Below are 17,065 nucleotides of genomic sequence, written 5' to 3'. Positions count from 1 at the left end.
CGGGGCGGCGAGCTTAGTCGCCCTGGCGCGGCATGGCCAAGCCGCCTGCCCTTCGGGCTCAGGCCTCGCGCAACTCGTTGTCCTGGTGCGGGCGGGCATCCAGCTCCGCCCAGTCCAGTTCTTCCTCCAATTGGCGATAGACATCATCGGCGATGTGGCCGGACTGGCGCAGCGCGTGCAGGCAGTGCCGCTGCGCCTGCACCACCCGCAGGGTGGCCTGGTCGTAGTCACTGGGTCCCAGGGGATTCTCGGGCGAGGCCGCCTGTTTCGCCCGCGCGTAGCGCAGCCGCAGCGCCCGGGCCAGCTCGGGCTCTTCCCGTGCCGCCGCCTCCATCGCGACGGAATCCAGCGCCTGCCGCGCCTCGGCCAGCTCCTCGTTCAGCGTTCGGTCGGAATTGATGCCCAGCAGGCGCATCAGCGGCGTGATGGTCGCCCCCTGCACCACCAGCGTCCCCAGCACCACACTGAAGGCGGAGAGCACGATCACGTCGCGGGCGGGGAAATCGGACGGCAGGGCAAAGGCGGTGGCCAGTGTCAGCAGCCCGCGCATGCCGCACCAGGAGACCAGGAAAGACACCCGCCAGGGCGGCACCGGCGGCATTCCCTGGATCTTCGCCCTGGTCACCTCCGCCGCCAACCGGGACAGCATGACCCAGCCGATGCGCACCAGGATCACCACCACCAGCACCAGGCCCGCGGTGCTCAGCGCGGGCCAGAATTCGTCAGGCGCCAGGTTGGCCAGGATGGAGCGGGCCTGCAGCCCCATCAGCAGGAAGGCCAGCACATTGAGAACAAAGACCGCCAGGCTCCAGACCGCGAAGGATTGCACGCGGTCGCGCGCCCGCTGGTGCTCCGAGATGCCGCGCGCGATGGCCATGGCGAAGGTCACCACCGTCAGCACCGGCGAGACATGCAGCCGGTCGGCCAGCAGCCAGGCGCCGAAGGTGGTGGTGAATTCCAGCACCGTGGCGCTGAGCGTGCCGGCGAAATTCGGCCGCAGGCGCAGATAGGGCCAGGCGATGGCCAGCCCCAGCAGCACCCCGCCCGGTGCCGCCAGCGCCAGCTCCAGCAGCCCGAGGCCGGATGTGCCGCCAGCAATGGCCCAGGCCGAGGCGGCGCCGAAGATCAGCAGCGCCGTGGCATCGTTCAGCAGGCTCTCGCCCTGCAGCACCAGCATGGAGCGGCGGGGCAGGCCGATGCGGTTCAGCACGGCCGTGGAGGCGGCGGCATCCGGCGGCGCCACGATGGCCCCCAGCGTCAGCGCCGCCGCGAAGGGGATGCCGGCCCAGGCCCAGCCCGCCGCCGCCACCGCCAGCGCCGTGGCCAGCACCGCCAGCACGGCGAGGGAGAGCAGCGAGACCCAGTGCCGCCGCAGGTCGCGCGGCGAGGTATCGTAGCCCGCATCCAGCAGCGCCGGCGCGATGAAGAGCACCAGGGCCAGATGCGGCTCGATCTCCACCGCCGGGGCGAAGGGCAGCAGCGCCACCAGCACCCCCGCCAGCGCCAGCAGCGTCGGGTAAGGCACGGGTAGGTGGCGGGAAACCCAGAGCAGCAGCACCGCCACCAGCAGCAGGCCCAGCAGGCTTTCGAAGAGCAGCACGGCGCGCGATTCCTCCGGTGGCTTCCGGCCCCGGTGCGGAAAACGCGCCGGGGCCGCCGGGGAAACAGCAAGATCTGATGTGCCGGCCCCCAGCATCTTGACGGCTGCGCCCTTCCGTCCGGTGATGCGGGGATGAGCCCGCCCGCGAATACCCCGCCCCTGCCCCGCCGCCCCCGGCAACCCAGCAGGCCATGGGAGGCGCGGGCATGACCGGCTGGCCCACCGAAAGCGGGCGCTTCGCCCTGGGCGACCTGCCGCTGCAATCCGGCGCCGTGCTGCCAGGGGCCGTGCTGAGCTGGAAGACCCACGGCACCCTTTCCGCCGCGCGGGACAACGTCGTGCTCTACCCCACCAGCTACGGCGCGCAGCACCCGGACCTGGAATGGCTGATCGGGCCTGAGGGGGTGCTGGACCCCGGCCGCTGGTTTGTCGTGCAGATCGACATGTTCACCAACGGCCTTTCCTCCTCCCCTTCCAACACGCCGGGCTGGCCGGGGCTGGTCACTGCCTGGGACAATGTGCATGCCCAGCGCCGCCTGCTGCGCGAGCTCTGGGGCATCGAGCACCTGCATGCCGTCTATGGCTGGTCCATGGGCGCGCAGCAGGCCTATCACTGGGCGGCGCTGTTTCCCGAGGCCGTTTCCCGCATCGTGGTGAACTGCGGCAGCGCCCGCACCGCCGTGCACAACCAGGTCTTCCTGCGTGGCCTGATGGCCATCCTGGAAGCCGCGCCCGAGCATCTCGGCCAGGGCCGCTTCAGCGCCCAGCCCACCGCCGCGCTGCGCGCCTTCGGCCGCATCTATGCCGGCTGGGCCATGACGCAGGACTGGTACCGCGCCGGCCTGCACCTGGCCGAGGGCGCGCCGGACCTCGACACCTATCTCCGCACCGGCTGGGAGGAACGCTACGCCGGCCGCGCCGCCGCCGATCTCTATTGGCAGCTCCGTACCTGGGATGCCGGCGACATCAGCCGCGACCCGCGCTACCGCGGCGACCTCGCGAAGGCCCTGGCCGCCATCGAAGCCCGCGTGCTGCTGATGCCCGGCAGCACCGACCTGTATTTCCGCGTGGCCGATAACGAGGCCGAGCTGCCGCACCTGCGCCATGCCGAGCTGCGGCCCATCCCCAGCATCTGGGGCCACCGCGCCGGCAACCCCGCCGCCAATCCGGAGGATGCCGCCTTCCTGCGGCAGCAGGTCCGCCGCTGGCTGGAATAGCCCGCCGCCTCCTTCACGTCGCCCGGCGCCCGGGCATCCATCGCGCCGCTGTCACGTTGCCTGCTGACCGTTCCAGCAACGAGGGCCAGCGATGCGAATCTCCACACGGCTGCATGGCATCATCGACTATGCCGTATCACTGGCCCTGGCTGGGGCGGCCTCCTCACGCGCCCTGCCCCCACCGGTGCGCAAGGTGCTCGGCACCGCCAGCGCCTTCCACACCAGCTATTCGGTGGTGACGGATTACGAAGGCGGCGCCCACCCCGGTATCAGCATGCAGCAGCACCTGCTGCTGGATGCGCTGGGCGGCGCCGCCATCTGCGCCGCCGGGCTGATGATGCGCGACCAGCCGCCGAAGATGCGCGCCGCGTTGATTGGCATCGGGCTGGCGGAACTGGCGGTGGTCGCGGCCAGCAGCGCTCATCCACGCAGCGGTCCCGGCCAGGGCTTCGGCCCGGTGGGCAGGCTGCTGGACCCTGAGGCCCGCTGGGCCGAGAACACCAGCTACCCGCCCCTGGACACGCCCAAACCGGTGGACGAAGGCGTCTTCATCGTGGACAGCCAGTTGCCCGGCACGGTGGGCATGGTGATCGGCGCGCGCATGACCGTGCTCCGCCTGCCGGATGGCGGGCTGCTGCTGCATTCCCCCACCCGCTTCAGCCATGCCCTGAAGCAACAACTGGAGCAGATCGGCCCCATCCGTCATTTCGTGGCGCCGAACATCGCCCATTGGACCTTCCTGCGGGATTGGCAGGCCGCCTGTCCCGAGGCCACCACCTGGGCCGCGCCCGGGCTGCGGCAGCGCCGGCAGGTGCGCCAGGCGGGGCTGCGGCTGGACCATGACCTGACCGGCACCGCCCCCGCCGACTGGGGCGGCACCATCGATCTGGTGGTGGTGCCCGGCGGCCTGGGCTTCCACGAGACAGCCCTCTTCCACCAGCCGAGCCGCAGCCTGCTGCTGACCGACATCGTCATGAACCTGGAAGAGCCCAAGGTGCCGCCGCTGCTGCGCCCCCTACTGCGGCTCTTCGGCATGACGGCGCCGGACGGCATGCCCCCGCCCTATCTGCGCGCCGTGGTGCGGATGCGCCAGCAGGATGCCCTTCGCGCCGCCGAACACCTGCTGGCCCTGCAGCCGGAGCGGGTGATCGTCGCACATGGCCGGTGGTTCGAACGCGACGGCACGCCGGCGCTGCGGCGCTCCCTGCGCTGGCTGTTGCGGGGATGAGGGAAGGTCAGGGGAATGAATTCCCCTGAAACCCCTTCTTCTTTCTTCGAGCTTACGGGCGCCCTTACCGCAGGCGGACGCTGAACAAAGCCAAAAAGAAGATGGGGGTCCGGGGGAATTCCTTCCCCCGGCCTTTTCCGACGCCGCCTTGCCAGTGCCCGCCCCAGGCCTTACCCCGGGCGCAGGCACCACGAGGACCCGCATGGACGAGACGCCGCGCGCCATCACGACGCCCATCGTCATCTTCGCCTTCGACCGTCCGCATTACCTGCGCCGATTCTGCGAATCTCTGCGGGCGCAGCAGGGCGTGTTGCTGAACGAGCGGCGGATCTATCTGGTGCAGGATGGCGCCGTCTCTCCCCGCTCCGGGCTGCGCTATGCCAGTGATGCCATGCTGGCGGAGAGCATCGCCGTCTTCCGCGATGTCTTTCCACGCGGGCAGGTGCTGGCCAGCCCGCAGAACCTCGGCATCGCCATGAACATCCGCCGGGGCGAGACCCTGGTCTTCGAGACTCTGGAAGCCGACCTCGGCTATTTCTTCGAGGACGACCTGGAACTCGGCCCCGCCTACCTGCTGACGCTGGAGCGGGTGAAGGAAGCCGTGGCACGCCGCCCGGAGGTCGCCTATTTCGCTGCCTACGGCGAGCACCGCCGCCCTTCCAACCCGGAGGCGCCGGAACTGGTCTGGCTGGACCACCACTGGGGCTTCGGGCTGCGGCGGGAGGCCTGGCAGCGCATCGAGACCTGGCTGAAGCCCTATTTCGCCATCCTGGCCCGGCACGACTACCAGCACCGCGACCATTTCGCGATCTTCCGCTTCCTGGAACAGCAGGAGATGGCGGTGCCGCATTCCTCCCAGGACGCGCTGAAGTCGGTGGCGGCAGCGGCGCTGGGGATGATCCGGGTGATGCCGGACCTCAGCTTCGGCCGCTACATCGGCGAGAAGGGTGCGTCCTTCAATCCGGGCCGCTTCCGCGAGATGGGCTTCGACCGCGTCCCGCTGATCACCCGCACCGATATCGCCATCCCGGAACTGACCGAGGCGCAGGCGAGATCCCTGCTGCATGCGCAGCAAGGCCATTACCGCCACATCCGCGCCCATGACTTCGACGACTTCCTGCGCCGCTATGCCGAGCGCCACGCGGAAGCCGACCGGCTGGTGAGCCGGGAGGATGTCACGGACCTCTACCGCCTGCTGCTGGACCGGGTGCCGGAAGGCGAGGATGCCTATGCCGGCAATGTCGGGCGCCGGACGCTGCGGGAGCTGCGGCGGGATATTCTCAACAGCCAGGAGTTCCGGGGGCGGAACCCGGCTTAAGAAGGCCGGGAGAAGGAATTCTCCCGGACCCACTTCTTTTTCTTCGAGTTGGCGCGGGCGCCGTCAGCGCAACAGCGCGGGCAGCATCAGGTCCAGCCGCAGCCGGCCTTCCCAGGTGGCGGCCAGGCGGCCATCAGGCAGCCAGCGCAGGTAATCCTCGTCCAGGCAGGCGGTCAGCATGGCGGGGTCCACCGCCTGCTCCAGCAACAGGCCCGTGCGGGCAAGCAGGCGCCCGGGATCGATACCTTCGGAGAGGCGCAGGCCCATCAGCAATGCCTCCCGCGCGCGGTCCTGGGCGCAGAGCGTTTCCTCATGCGTCACGGCATGGCCATCGGCCTCGACGCGCGCCAACCAAGCCTCGGGGCCGCGATGGCGGCGGGCAGCATGCAATTCGCCGCCCAGCATCAGCCGCTGATGCGCCCCGGCACCGATGCCGATGTAATCGCCATAGCGCCAATAGGCGAGGTTGTGCCGGCTCTCCGCCCCCGGCCTGGCGTAGTTGGAAACCTCGTATGGCTCCAGCCCGAAGCGCGCGGCTTCCTCGCCCGTGGCGAAATACAGTGCGGCGGCGTCGTCATCCTCCGGCAGCGCGAAGGCGCCGCGCGCATGCTCGGTGGCGAAGCGCGTGCCGGGCTCGATGGTGAGCTGGTAGAGCGAGAGATGGTCGGCGGCCAGCGCCAGGGCCCGCCGCAGCTCCGCCCGCCATTTGGCTTCCTGCTGCCCGGGGCGGGCATAGATCAGGTCGAAGGACAGGCGCGGGAACAGTTCGCGCGCCGCTTCCAACGCCACGATGGCCTGGGCGGCGTCATGCTTGCGGCCCAGGAAGGCCAGTTGACTGTCATCCAGCGCCTGCACGCCCAGGCTGGCGCGGTTCACGCCGGCGGCACGGAACTCCGCCAGCTTCGCCGCTTCCACGCTGGTGGGGTTGGCTTCCAGCGTGATCTCGATATCGGGTGTGGGGTCGAAGAGCCGGGTGGCATCGGCGATGATATCGGCCACCACCTGCGGCGGCATCAGGCTGGGCGTGCCGCCGCCGAAGAAGATGGAGGCCAGCTTCCGCCGCACCCCTGGGGCATCGGCTTCCAGCCGCGCGGCTTCCCGCGCCAGTTCGCGGCGCAGGGCAGCGCCGAAGCGGTTGGCGTCGACGCTCTCGCGCACATGGCTGTTGAAGTCGCAATACGGGCACTTGGCCGCGCAGAAGGGCCAATGCACGTAAAGGGCGAGAGGTTCGGTCATGGAACCGGCGATCTAGGACCGCCGGGGCGCGGAGTCGAGCTTGGCCTTACTCGGCCGGCGCCAGGCTCTTGATCAGGTCGAAGACGCGCTTGCGCACCGCCGGCTCGTTGATGCGGTAATAGGCGCGCACCAGCTCCAGCGTCTCGCGCTTGTGCAGCGTGTCGTCCTCGAAGCCTTCCTGCTGCTCGGCGAAGCCGCCGGCCATGCGGGGGCGCGCCATGCTGCTGGCACCCGGGGTACTGCCGGGCATGTCGTCGAAGAAGAAGCCGATCGGCACATCCAGCACGCGGGAGAGATCGAAAAGCCGGCTGGCGCCGATGCGGTTCACGCCGCGCTCGTATTTCTGCACCTGCTGGAAGGTCAGGCCCAGGGCCTCGCCCAGCTTTTCCTGGCTGAGGCCCAGCAGGGTACGGCGCAACCGGACACGGCTGCCGACATGGGTATCGATCGGGCTGGGCCGATGTTCCTTCTCGGTACGCTCGGCAGCCTCGGCATTGGCCATGATTCGTAAACCCTCACCCTCGACCGGTTGCATAGGTAAGCAACGAGTCGGCAACCCTTACCCCTTTACCTCTTAAGGTTGAAAAAGGGAGGCGTCAACTCTTTCAAGAATTTCCACTTAATGAGACGGGCTAAACCGTGGCTTTCACCTTCCGGCGCACCAGCAGAAAGGGAGCCACGCAGGCCGCCAGAGCCAGAAGTCCTGGTATCCAAGCACCGAATCGGGAATAGAGCGTCGGCGGCAGGGCACCGGGCAGAGGAGCCAGGATGCTGCCCATCTGGCCCAGCCCCAGCCGGGCCTCAACTCTGCCGTGTGGGTCGAGAACCACCGATACGCCGGTCTGTGCCGCGCGGACCATGGGCAGCCCTTCCTCCACCGCGCGCAGCCGCGCCGCCGCCAGATGCTGGAAGGGGCCGGCGGAATAGCCGAACCAGGCGTCATTGGTGATGTTCAGCAGCCACTGCGGCCGCGTGCTCGGCGCCACCGCACCGGGAAAGATCACCTCGTAGCAGATCAGCGGGCTGAAAGGCGGCAGGCCCGGCACCGTCATCGCCACCGGCCCGGGGCCGGAGGAGAAGTCGAGCCCCCCCTGCACCACCCGGATCGGGATCAGCCCGCGCAGCGGCATGTATTCGCCGAAGGGCACGAGGTGCGACTTGTCATAGACGCCCAGCAGCGCCGCGTCCTGCCCCACCGCCGAGAGGCTGTTGAACACCGCGCTGGCCCGCCCCTCCGGCCCCCATTCCGCCCGCACCGAGCCCGCCAGCAGCACCCCGCCCGGCGGCAGGGTCTCGGCGGCATAACGGCGGGCCTCGGGGTCGTTGGGCAGCAGGAAGGGGCTGGCGGTTTCCGGCCAGACCACCGCCAGGGGCAGGCCGGCCGGCGCCTTGGCGGCACCCTCCCGCGTCAGCTCCAGGTAGCGGCGGAAGATCGGCCAGCGCTGGTCCTCCCGCCACTTGGCTTCCTGCTGCACATTGCCCTGCACCAGTAGCAGGTTCACGCCCGGCGCGGCAGGCTCCGGCTGTGCCAGCCGCCAGACGCCGAAGCCACCCAGCGCCAGCAGAGCCACGGCGCCCCCCGCCACAGCCCGCCGCCCCAGCACCGGCAGGCCCGCCAGCAGCATGGTGGCCAGCGAGAGCCCATGCACCCCCACCAGCGCCGCGCCTTGCAGGGGCAAGGCATCGAAGGCCCAGACCGTGCCGGTGAGATTCCACGGAAAGCCGGTGAAGAGCAGGCCGCGCAGCATCTCCGCCAGCACCCAGGCGCCCGACAGGGCCAGCCAGCGCCGCCAGCCGGGCTTGGCCAGCCAGGCCAGGGCAGTGGCCAGCGCAACGTAAAGCGCCAGCGGCACCGCCAGCCCTGGCACCGCGACCGGCACCAGCCAGCCCCAGCGCCAGGGGTCGGTCAGCAAGGCATGGCTGATCCAGTAGAGCCCCGCCATGTGGTGCCCCATGCCCCAGGCGAAGCCCAGCACGCCCGCGCGCTTCCAGCTTCCCGCCCCATCCAGCAGGGCCAGCAGCCCCGGCACCGCCAGCAGGAGAACCGGCACCAGGTAAAGCGGCGGCAAAGCCAGCGCGGAAAGGAGGCCAAGCCCGAAGGCGGCCAAAAGGGCCCGGCGGCCCGTCAGGCGCCGCAGCGCCGGCAGAAGGGAACGGATCACGAGATCAGGCGCCAATCCTAGTGTCGGTTGCCTTGATGGGGTCTGGCGTCAGGGACGGCAAGCCGGGGCCAAAGGGGGCGCCGCCCCCTCTGGACACCCCCGCTGGGGGAACAGTGTTCCCCCAGACCCCGCCATCTGTTGTGTCGCTGGCCGCGCCGGAGGTCGTGGACCTCCGGCGACTGCCGGTTCAGCCTGTATGGCCTTTTGCATTCAACGCGCGGCGGCCCGCGCCACGCCTGAGCCCCGAGGCAAGGAAAAACTCGAAGCGGGGTCCGGGGTGGACTTTCCACCCCGGCGGGGCCTGGGGCAGCGCCCCAGCCTTTACTCCGCGGCCGCCTTCGCCGCCGTCACCCCCGGCCGCCGCACCCGCAGCCTGCGGATCCGGCGCGGGTCCGCCTCCAGCACCCGGAATTCCAGGCCGGAGGAATGCGAGACCAGTTCGCCCTTGGCCGGCACGCGGCCTGCCAGGGTAAAGACCAGCCCACCCACGGTGTCGATATCCTGGTCCCGTTCGTCCTCGGTCAGCACCGTGCCCAGGCGTTCCTCGAAGGCTTCGATCGGGGTGCGGGCATCGAGGTCGATCAGGCCGTCCGGGCGCTCGACGATCTGCGGCGGGCGGTCCTCGTCGTGCTCGTCCGAGATATCGCCGACGATGGTCTCGACGAGGTCCTCGATGGTCACGAGGCCGTCGATGCCGCCGTATTCGTCCACCACCAGCGCCAGGTGCATGCGCGCCTGCCGCATCTGCAGCAGCAGGTCCAGCACCGGGATGGAGGGCACGACGAAGAGCGGCCGGCGCAGCACGGCGGCCATGGAGAAGGGCGCTTCCCGGCCGACGCTGGCGAAGACGTCCTTGATATGGACCATGCCCACGACCTCATCCAGCTGCTCCCGGTAGACGGGGAAGCGGCTGTGGCCCTCGCGCTGGATCAGGCGGATGGCCTGTTCCAGCGTCAGGTCCTCCGGCATGGCCACGATATCGGCGCGCGGCACCATGACATCGGCGGCGGTCTTGCCCCGCAGCTTCAGCACATTGGTCAGCAGGGCGCGTTCCTGCGCGTCCAGCTCGGGGATGGAAGCGGCGCCGTCCTCCCCGCCGTGGTATTCGCGGCCTTCGACCAGGGCTTCCACCTGGCCGCGCACGCTGTCGTTGTTCTTCTTGCGCAACAGGCTTTGCAGCCGCGCCAGAAGGCCATCGCGAGGTTCGGTGCCGCTCATGTCATGCCCCGCCAGGGATTGGGCATGTTCAGGCGGCGCATGATGCGCGCTTCCGCCTGCTCCATGCGCCGGGCCTCGCCGGCTTGCAGATGATCATGCCCGGCCAGGTGCAGCGTGCCATGCGCCACCAGATGCGCCAGATGCGCGGCCACGCGGCGCTTGTTGGCGCGCGCTTCCCGCCGCACCACGCCGAGCGCGAGCGCGATATCCCCCAGGTGCCCCGGCATCTCGCCGGGGAAGGAGAGCACATTGGTGGGCTTCACCTTGCCGCGATGATCGGTATTGAGCCGCTTCACGGCGGCATCATCGGCCAGCAGGACGGTGAAGGCGCCCTCGGCCTCCAGCCCGGCCTCGGCCCAGGCGGCCTGGGCCGCACGGCGTGCCAGATCCTCGACCCGCGGCACCGCCGCGCGCCAGCCTGGCGCCGCGACGATCACCTCGATCTCCGGCCCCGGATACTGATCCGAAGCCTCGTCCTCGGTAGGCCCGGCCGCGACATTGCGGCCGGGCGATCTACTTCCCGGTTCCATCACTCTCCTTCCTGCCGCGGCGGGCCATCGCCGCCCCGGCGCACCACGCGGCCAGCCTTCTGGCTGGTCTCGCCCTGCTCATCCGCCCTGTTATAAGCGGCGACGATGCGCGCCACCAGCGGATGCCGCACCACGTCCTGCTCGGCGAAGCGGGTGATGCCGATGCCGGGCACCCCGCCCAGCACGTTCAGCGCCTCCACCAGCCCGGATTTCTGCCCCGGCGGCAGGTCGACCTGGGAGGGGTCGCCGGTCACCACCATCCGCGTCCCCTCGCCCATCCGGGTCAGGAACATTTTTATTTGAGCCGGCGTGGTGTTCTGGGCCTCGTCCAGGATGGCGAAGCAATGGGCCAGCGTGCGGCCACGCATGAAGGCCAGCGGCGCGATCTCGATCTCGCCGGAGGCGATGCGGCGCGCCACCTGGTCGGCCGGCATCATGTCGTGCAGCGCGTCGTAGAGCGGGCGGAGATAGGGGTCCACCTTCTCCTTCATGTCGCCGGGCAGGAAGCCCAGGCGCTCCCCCGCCTCCACCGCCGGGCGGGACAGCACGATGCGGTCCACCCGGCCCGCCATCAGCAGCGCCACGCCCTGCGCCACGGCCAGATAGGTCTTGCCGGTGCCGGCGGGGCCGATGCCGAAGACCATCTCATGCCGCTGCAGCATGTCCATGTAGCCGGCCTGCGCCGGGCTGCGCGGGCCGATGGCGCCCTTGCGGGTGCGGATGGCGGGCAGGTCTGGCAGCGGCAGGCGGGGTTCTGCGCCCTCGGCCTGGGCGGCACGGGCGGCGCCTTCCGAGAGGCGCAGCGCCGCCTCGACCTCGGCGATGCCGATGGGGTCGCCACGCTCCAGTCGCTTCCACAGCGCGCGCAGCGCCGCCTCCGCCACCCCGGATGCCTCATTCGAGCCGGTGATGGTCAGCCGGTTGCCACGGCTGGCCAGGCGCACACCGGCGCGCTGCTCGATCTGCGCGAGATGCCGGTCGTGCTCTCCGTAGAGCAACGGCAGGAGCGCATTGTCATCGAATTGCAGCGTGACGGTACGAGCGGCGGAAACGGTATCACCCATCAATGGCCGGTCCATGCTGCGGGGGTTGGTGCGAAGCGCGATCGGGGCGGTGCGGGAGAGGCTCAAGCGAGGGCAAGCTCCTTCTGGTCCTGCAAGGTGGCGCGGAGGGAATTGGGGTGCCGCGCCGTGATGCGAACCCGCGCCGTTGTCCCGATAAGGGACAAAGGCGCCTCGGCATGCACGGGTTGCAGCCAGGGCGTGCGGCCCATCACCTGGCCGGGATGGCGGCCGGGATTGGTGAAGAGCACCTCGCAGTCGCGCCCCACGCAATCCTCGTTGAAGCCGTCCTGCTGCTGGCGCAGCAGGGCCTGGAGTTCCTGCAGCCGGGCATCCTTCACATCCTCGGCCACCTGGAAGGGCTGGCCGGCGGCGGGGGTGCCGGGGCGCTGCGAATACTTGAAGGAATAGGCCAGCGCGAAGCCCACCCGCTCCACCAGCTTCATGGTGGCGGCATGGTCCTCGGCGGTCTCGCCCGGATGGCCCACGATGAAGTCGGAGGAGAGCGCCATGTCCGGCCGCGCTTCCCGCAGCTCGTCGCAGATGCGGAGGAAGAGATCGGCCTTGTGGCCCCGGTTCATGGCCTGGAGCACGCGGTCCGAGCCGCTCTGCACCGGCAGGTGCAGGAAGGGCATCAACTGCGGGATGGCGCCATGGGCGCGGATCAGCCCCTCATCCATGTCGCGCGGGTGGCTGGTGGTGTAGCGGATGCGCGGCAGGTTCTCGATCTCGGCCAGGGCATAGAGCAGCCGCGTCAGGTTCCACGTGGAACCGTCCGGCGCCTCGCCATGCCAGGCATTCACGTTCTGGCCCAGCAGCGCGATCTCCCGCGCGCCATTCGCCACCAGTTGCCGCGCTTCCGCCAGGATGGCGGCCACGGGGCGGCTGAACTCGGCGCCCCGCGTGTATGGCACCACGCAGAAGGAACAGAACTTGTCGCAGCCTTCCTGGATGGTGAGGAAGGCGACCGGCCCCTGGCTGGCGGCGGGCTCCGGCAGGTGGTCGAACTTCTGTTCCACCGGGAAGTCGGTGTCGATCTGCGCCCCCGCCGCGCGGGCGGCGCGGGCCACCATCTCCGGCAGGCGGTGATAGGTCTGCGGCCCCAGCACGATATCCACCCAGGGGGCGCGGGCGGTGATCTCCTTACCCTCCGCCTGTGCCACGCAGCCGGCGACGGCGAGCACCATCTTCTGCCCGGCCTCGGCCTTGGCTTCCTTCATCACCCGCAGGCGGCCAAGGTCGGAGAAGACCTTCTCGGCCGCCTTTTCGCGGATGTGGCAGGTATTGAGGATGACCATGTCGGCCTCCTCCGGTGTCTCGGCGGGGCCATAGCCGAGCGGCGCCAGGACATCGGCCATGCGGCCGCTGTCATAGACGTTCATCTGGCAACCCCAGGTACGGATGAAGAGCCGCTTGCGGGGCGGCACGGCAGTATCGGTCATGTTCTCGGAAAACCCTGGCGCGGCAGCAACACCCGGCACGGTCCCTGCGCCGGTGCCGCCCGGTGTCCGGGCGGCGGCAAGGGCCGATGTGCGGCGCGCGGTGGCCGAGGTCAAGCGAAGCCTGCCCCCGGAGACCGCCGCCCGAGGGTCGAATCGGGCCGGTCCATCAGGCACCAGAGTTGTGGATGAGGCCGCGCCGGGTCAAGGCAAACCGGCGGTTTAAAGCCGCTTCACCGGCCTTTCATCAAAGCCGGCAGCGGCTTGGCCGGGCGGCCCTGGCGCAGCGCCGCCGCGCCCTCCACCACCACGCGCTCCACCGCCGCCGTCAGCAGCTTGCGGTTGGGATAGGCGCGGGGGTCCAGCGGCTCGTGCAGCACCACCGTCACCTGCCCGCCGGCGCCGCGCGCCAGCCGCCAGAAGTGGCTGCCGATATCCATGTCGCCATACCAGGCGAAGATCGGCCGGTCCCGCCGCGTGGCCGGCAGGCCGCCGATACGGTCATAGACCACCGAGACCGGCTGCACCGCCGCCGCCGCCTCGGCCACCGCCAGGAAGGAGGAGCGGAAGGGCAGCACGCGGGTGCCGTCGCTGCTGGTGCCCTCGGGGAAGAGCACGAGGCTGTCGCCGGCGGCGAGGCGCTGGCGCATTTCCCCTGCCTCCTCGCCCGTGCGGCCGCGGGCGCGGCTGACATAGACGGTGCGGCCCAGCCTGGCGACGAGGTTGATGCCCGGCCACTGCCCCACCTCCGCCTTGGACACGAAGGGTGCCTGCAGCGTGCCGCCCAGCACCGGGATATCCAGCCAGGAGGAATGGTTGGACAGGAACAGCACCGTGCGCCCCCGCCCGGCCGGCCCCTGGTCCGCCCGCTGCCCCAGCACCCGCACCTTCAGGCCGACGATGCGGCAGAGCACGCGGTGGTACAGCCCGCCGAACCAGGCATTGCCCCGCCCCGGCAGCAGCACCAGCAGCGTCTGAATGGGGATGCAGAGCAGCGTCCAGAGCACCACCAGCAGCAGCCGCCCGGCCGCGCGCAGCCGGCTGCCGCGCGAGAGCGGCGAGTCGTCGGGCGGGCCGACCAGCAGGGGGCGGCGGCCTGTCAGGGGGTCGAGGGCGGTCGGATTGGCCGTCATGCCCCAGCGATACCGGAGCCTTTGCGGCGAAACAAACGATATCCTCGCGACAGGCCCGCCCGCGGGCCGGAAGCCCTCAGGCGGCCTTGTTGCGCTCGAAGTGGCGGAAATACTTGTCCGTCACGCGCTCGGTCATCACCACCACGCAGACATCGGTGGTGTTGAACTGCGTGTCGATCACCGCGCCATCGCCCACGAAGCCGCCCAGCCGCAGATAGCCCTTCACCAGCGGCGGCAGGTCGGCCAGGGCGGCGCGGCGGTCGATCAGCGCCGGGTCCATGCGGTCCATGCGCACGAAGCGCTCCGGCACCGCGCGGGGGCGCAGCTCGGGCGGCGCCAGATGCTCGGCATGCAGGTAGCTCAGCGGTGCCGCCAGGGCATCGGGGTCGGTACCCGGCAGGCTGGCGCAGCCGAACATCACCTCGACATTGTGCTTGGCGATATAGGCGGCGATGCCGGCCCAGAGCAGCTGCATCGAGGGCCGCCCACGATATTCGGCATCGACGCAGGAGCGCCCCAGCTCCAGCACCGGGCCGGGGCGGGAGGTCAGCGGCGTGACATCGTATTCGCTGGCCGAATAGAAGCCGCCCACCCGCGCCGCCGCCTCGCGACGGATCAGCCGATAGGTGCCCACCACGGCCTTGGCGCCCTCGCCCAGGTTGTGGTCCAGCACCAGCAGGTGGTCGGCGACATCGTCGAAGGCATCGCGGTCGCGCGCGGCGGCGGCGGTCGCGGCATCGGCATGCGCGCCCATCTCGCCGTAGAAGATCCGGTAGCGCAGCGCCTGCGCCGCATCGACCTCATCTTTCGAGATGGCGATGCGGACCCCCAGATTGCCGGCCCGGAGCTCGCCGAAGCCGGCCTCCGGGTCGATCATGCCGCCCCTCCGCCCCCGGCGTCGCCCTTGGCGGGGGCACGACGGACCCGGCCGCGCAGCGGCGGCGCCGGCTCCTCATCCTGGCGGCGGCCAAAGAGCTCCAGCCGATGGCCGACGAGGCGGAAGCCCAGGCGCGCGGCGATGGCGGTGGCCAGCGCCTCGTGCTGCTCGTCCGAGAATTCGATGACCTTGCCGGATTCGATGTCGATTAGGTGGTAATGGTGGCCATGGTCGGTGGCCTCGTAGCGGGCGCGGCCACCGCCGAAGTCATGCCGCTCCAGGATGCCCTTCTCCTCCAGCAGCCGCACCGTGCGGTAGACGGTGGCGATGGAGACGCGGGAATCGAGCGCCAGGGCGCGGCGGTAGAGTTCCTCCACATCCGGGTGGTCCACCGCCTCGGAGAGCACGCGGGCGATCAGCCGGCGCTGCCCGGTCATCTTCAGCCCACGCTCGACGCAGAGCCGCTCGATCCGCAGCGGATCGGGCCGGGACTGGTCGGGCGCCGCCGCGGCGGAGGCCGAAGGAGAGGGGGATGCGTGGCGGGTATCCATGCGCGTGGTCGGAAGCTCCTGCGCCGGGGCCACCTGGCCCCGCGTGGGCGGGTGAATGCCACCCGCCCTTGCCATCATAATCCCGCCAAAGCAAGGCGCGCGATCCGGGACGGGCTGCGCCGCGGCCCCGGCGCCTCAGCGCCGGGAGCGGCCCCTGCCCTGGTGGCGCGGCCTCGTTTCAGGCAGCGGCGCGGCGCTGGCGGCCACCGCGCGGCTTGGTGCCCAGGCCGATCTTCTTGGCGAGCGACGAACGATGCTTGGCATAGTTCGGCGCCACCATCGGGTAATCGGGCGGCAGGTTCCAGCGCTCCCGGTACTGTTCCGGGGTCATGTCATAGGCGGTCTTCAGATGCCGCTTCAGCATCTTCAGCTTCTTGCCGTCTTCCAGGCAGACCAGATACTCGTCCGTCACGGATTTTTTCACGGGCACGGCGGGCTGCGGCTTCTCGGCCACCGGGGCGGGGGCCGGCGCGGCGCCACCCAGGCCGGCCAGGGTGCGGTGGACCTGCTCGATCAGCGAAGGGACTTCCGGCAGGCCCACGACATTGTTCGAGACATGCGCGGCGACGATCTGCGCCGTAAGTTCCAGCAGATCACGCCCAGCCTGTTCTTCGGCCATAGCATTGCCTCTTCATGCAGTTCTTGCTGATCATCATGCCGGCACTTGCCGCACCAGCCTATCGTAGCATATCTGTATTCACCGACTTCCCGCAACAGCCCTCACGAAGAAAATCATCTCCCTTTACAAAATGCCGCAAGAACAGCGCATGGATGAATCACCCACCCGCCAGATCGACATCACAGCCGAGACTTGCCCGATGACCTTTGTCCGCACCCGCCTGGCGCTGGACCGGATGGCGCCGGGCGAGGTTCTTGAAGTTCTGATGAAAGGCGAGGAACCGCGCCGCAACGTGCCGCGCACCGCCCTGGAACAAGGCCACGAGGTGCTCTCGGTGGTGGAGGAAGCGGGTGGGCTGACGCGGCTCAGGCTGCGGAAAGCGGGCGGCTGAGCACCAGGGCGTCGCTGCCATCGGCATAGTAACGCCGCCGCAGCCCCACCTGCGCGAAGCCCGCCCCGGCGTAAAGACCACGCGCCGCAATATTGGCGTCCGAGACTTCCAGGAACATCACAAGCGCGTCCCGATACTGCGCCTCCATCATGGCGGCGCGCAGCAGGGCGCCGGCCACGCCCCGCCGCCGCGCCCCGGGCGCCACCGCCAGGGTCAGGATCTCGGCCTCCCCCGCCACGGCGCGGGCCAGAATGAAACCCTGGCCTTCCAGCCCGAAGCCATAGGCGCCTTCCAGCCCCAGCATCAGCGAGATCGCATCCGCGCCCCAGGCCTCGGCCGGCGGAAAGGCGGCGGCATGCAGGGCGGCCAGGGCGGGGGCATCCCCGGCCGACAGCGGCTCCGGCATCATGCCTGCGGCGGCACCCGCACCGCCGGCGGCTCCACGTAAAGCGGCAGCGCCGGCAGGGGCGGCAGGCGGCCAGCCA

The 17,065-nt window shown here is 70.2% G+C and carries 17 protein-coding genes; 4 read left to right on the top strand and 13 right to left on the bottom strand.

The window, feature by feature from the left end; all coding sequences use genetic code 11:
- Nucleotides 1–58: 58 nt before the first annotated feature.
- On the bottom strand, nucleotides 59–1,600 hold the full coding sequence (locus tag IBL25_RS12255; protein WP_187778827.1) for a cation:proton antiporter: 1,542 nt from the start codon (nucleotides 1,598–1,600) through the stop codon (nucleotides 59–61).
- 206 nt (nucleotides 1,601–1,806) lie between these two features.
- On the opposite strand from IBL25_RS12255, the gene IBL25_RS12250 reads away from it, so the two are divergent.
- From IBL25_RS12250 to IBL25_RS12240, 3 genes are all read left to right on the top strand, one after another.
- Nucleotides 1,807–2,817, top strand: a complete 1,011-nt coding sequence (locus IBL25_RS12250) for an alpha/beta fold hydrolase (protein ID WP_187778826.1) — start codon at nucleotides 1,807–1,809, stop codon at nucleotides 2,815–2,817.
- Nucleotides 2,818–2,908: 91 nt separating this feature from the next.
- On the top strand, nucleotides 2,909–4,045 hold the full coding sequence (locus IBL25_RS12245) for a DUF4336 domain-containing protein (RefSeq protein WP_202986762.1): 1,137 nt from the start codon (nucleotides 2,909–2,911) through the stop codon (nucleotides 4,043–4,045).
- Nucleotides 4,046–4,247: 202 nt separating this feature from the next.
- A complete protein-coding gene (locus tag IBL25_RS12240) occupies nucleotides 4,248–5,363 on the top strand; it encodes a glycosyltransferase family 2 protein (RefSeq protein WP_187778825.1) in 1,116 nt (371 codons plus the stop codon).
- 63 nt (nucleotides 5,364–5,426) lie between these two features.
- Here the strand turns inward: IBL25_RS12240 and hemW are convergent, their stop codons facing one another.
- The 11 genes from hemW to IBL25_RS12185 all read right to left on the bottom strand — a co-directional run bounded on the left by hemW (nucleotide 5,427) and on the right by IBL25_RS12185 (nucleotide 16,189).
- The gene (hemW, locus tag IBL25_RS12235) at nucleotides 5,427–6,599 is read right to left on the bottom strand and encodes a radical SAM family heme chaperone HemW (protein ID WP_187778824.1); all 1,173 of its coding nucleotides are present in this window, start codon (nucleotides 6,597–6,599) and stop codon (nucleotides 5,427–5,429) included.
- Between the two features lie 46 nt (nucleotides 6,600–6,645).
- A complete protein-coding gene (locus IBL25_RS12230; protein ID WP_187778823.1) occupies nucleotides 6,646–7,101 on the bottom strand; it encodes a helix-turn-helix domain-containing protein in 456 nt (151 codons plus the stop codon).
- A 130-nt stretch (nucleotides 7,102–7,231) separates the two neighbouring features.
- The gene (gene lnt, locus IBL25_RS12225) at nucleotides 7,232–8,761 is read right to left on the bottom strand and encodes an apolipoprotein N-acyltransferase (protein ID WP_367615600.1); all 1,530 of its coding nucleotides are present in this window, start codon (nucleotides 8,759–8,761) and stop codon (nucleotides 7,232–7,234) included.
- Between the two features lie 321 nt (nucleotides 8,762–9,082).
- Nucleotides 9,083–9,979: a hemolysin family protein gene (locus tag IBL25_RS12220; RefSeq protein ID WP_187778822.1), complete on the bottom strand. Its 897-nt coding sequence runs from the start codon at nucleotides 9,977–9,979 to the stop codon at nucleotides 9,083–9,085.
- A complete protein-coding gene (gene ybeY, locus IBL25_RS12215; RefSeq protein ID WP_238940383.1) occupies nucleotides 9,976–10,509 on the bottom strand; it encodes an rRNA maturation RNase YbeY in 534 nt (177 codons plus the stop codon). The genes IBL25_RS12220 and ybeY overlap by 4 nt, the downstream gene beginning before the upstream one ends.
- The gene (locus IBL25_RS12210; RefSeq protein ID WP_187778839.1) at nucleotides 10,509–11,588 is read right to left on the bottom strand and encodes a PhoH family protein; all 1,080 of its coding nucleotides are present in this window, start codon (nucleotides 11,586–11,588) and stop codon (nucleotides 10,509–10,511) included. The genes ybeY and IBL25_RS12210 overlap by 1 nt, the downstream gene beginning before the upstream one ends.
- Nucleotides 11,589–11,635: 47 nt before the next feature.
- Complete coding sequence (gene miaB, locus IBL25_RS12205) at nucleotides 11,636–13,012, bottom strand: tRNA (N6-isopentenyl adenosine(37)-C2)-methylthiotransferase MiaB (protein WP_187778821.1); 1,377 nt, start codon at nucleotides 13,010–13,012, stop codon at nucleotides 11,636–11,638.
- Nucleotides 13,013–13,242: 230 nt separating this feature from the next.
- A complete protein-coding gene (locus IBL25_RS12200) occupies nucleotides 13,243–14,142 on the bottom strand; it encodes a lysophospholipid acyltransferase family protein (RefSeq protein ID WP_187778820.1) in 900 nt (299 codons plus the stop codon).
- A gap of 76 nt (nucleotides 14,143–14,218) precedes the next feature.
- On the bottom strand, nucleotides 14,219–15,019 hold the full coding sequence (locus tag IBL25_RS12195; protein WP_187778819.1) for a GNAT family N-acetyltransferase: 801 nt from the start codon (nucleotides 15,017–15,019) through the stop codon (nucleotides 14,219–14,221).
- Nucleotides 15,016–15,570 (bottom strand): Fur family transcriptional regulator, encoded by a 555-nt coding sequence (locus IBL25_RS12190; RefSeq protein ID WP_255722669.1) that lies wholly within the window; start codon nucleotides 15,568–15,570, stop codon nucleotides 15,016–15,018. Before IBL25_RS12190 ends, IBL25_RS12195 begins: the two co-directional genes overlap by 4 nt.
- 178 nt (nucleotides 15,571–15,748) lie before the next feature.
- Entirely contained in the window at nucleotides 15,749–16,189 is a 441-nt protein-coding gene (locus IBL25_RS12185; RefSeq protein WP_187778818.1) for a MucR family transcriptional regulator, read from the bottom strand.
- Nucleotides 16,190–16,337: 148 nt separating this feature from the next.
- Between IBL25_RS12185 and IBL25_RS12180 the strand changes: the two genes are divergently transcribed.
- The gene (locus IBL25_RS12180) at nucleotides 16,338–16,580 is read left to right on the top strand and encodes a sulfurtransferase TusA family protein (RefSeq protein WP_238940382.1); all 243 of its coding nucleotides are present in this window, start codon (nucleotides 16,338–16,340) and stop codon (nucleotides 16,578–16,580) included.
- Here IBL25_RS12180 and IBL25_RS12175 read toward each other — a convergent pair.
- On the bottom strand, nucleotides 16,555–17,065 hold a 511-nt coding region (locus IBL25_RS12175; RefSeq protein WP_238940381.1), incomplete at its 5' end, for a GNAT family N-acetyltransferase. The two genes, IBL25_RS12180 and IBL25_RS12175, sit on opposite strands and share 26 nt — an antisense overlap.

The sequence above is a fragment of the Pseudoroseomonas ludipueritiae genome, assembly GCF_014490445.1.
Taxonomy (GTDB): domain Bacteria; phylum Pseudomonadota; class Alphaproteobacteria; order Acetobacterales; family Acetobacteraceae; genus Pseudoroseomonas; species Pseudoroseomonas ludipueritiae.
Note: the sequence above shows the minus strand (reverse complement) of the source record. Positions and strands in the feature narration are given on the sequence as shown.

Bases quoted from the DNA above. Each gene is read 5' to 3' on its own strand.
- IBL25_RS12250 (WP_187778826.1), top strand. From the start codon at position 1,807: ATGACCGGCTGGCCCACCGAAAGCGGGCGCTTCGCCCTGGGCGACCTG.
- IBL25_RS12245 (WP_202986762.1), top strand. From the start codon at position 2,909: ATGCGAATCTCCACACGGCTGCATGGCATCATCGACTATGCCGTATCA.
- IBL25_RS12240 (WP_187778825.1), top strand. From the start codon at position 4,248: ATGGACGAGACGCCGCGCGCCATCACGACGCCCATCGTCATCTTCGCC.
- hemW (WP_187778824.1), bottom strand. From the start codon at position 6,599: ATGACCGAACCTCTCGCCCTTTACGTGCATTGGCCCTTCTGCGCGGCC.
- IBL25_RS12230 (WP_187778823.1), bottom strand. From the start codon at position 7,101: ATGGCCAATGCCGAGGCTGCCGAGCGTACCGAGAAGGAACATCGGCCC.
- IBL25_RS12220 (WP_187778822.1), bottom strand. From the start codon at position 9,979: ATGAGCGGCACCGAACCTCGCGATGGCCTTCTGGCGCGGCTGCAAAGC.
- ybeY (WP_238940383.1), bottom strand. From the start codon at position 10,509: ATGGAACCGGGAAGTAGATCGCCCGGCCGCAATGTCGCGGCCGGGCCT.
- IBL25_RS12210 (WP_187778839.1), bottom strand. From the start codon at position 11,588: ATGGACCGGCCATTGATGGGTGATACCGTTTCCGCCGCTCGTACCGTC.
- miaB (WP_187778821.1), bottom strand. From the start codon at position 13,012: ATGACCGATACTGCCGTGCCGCCCCGCAAGCGGCTCTTCATCCGTACC.
- IBL25_RS12200 (WP_187778820.1), bottom strand. From the start codon at position 14,142: ATGACGGCCAATCCGACCGCCCTCGACCCCCTGACAGGCCGCCGCCCC.
- IBL25_RS12195 (WP_187778819.1), bottom strand. From the start codon at position 15,019: ATGATCGACCCGGAGGCCGGCTTCGGCGAGCTCCGGGCCGGCAATCTG.
- IBL25_RS12190 (WP_255722669.1), bottom strand. From the start codon at position 15,570: ATGGATACCCGCCACGCATCCCCCTCTCCTTCGGCCTCCGCCGCGGCG.
- IBL25_RS12185 (WP_187778818.1), bottom strand. From the start codon at position 16,189: ATGGCCGAAGAACAGGCTGGGCGTGATCTGCTGGAACTTACGGCGCAG.
- IBL25_RS12180 (WP_238940382.1), top strand. From the start codon at position 16,338: ATGGATGAATCACCCACCCGCCAGATCGACATCACAGCCGAGACTTGC.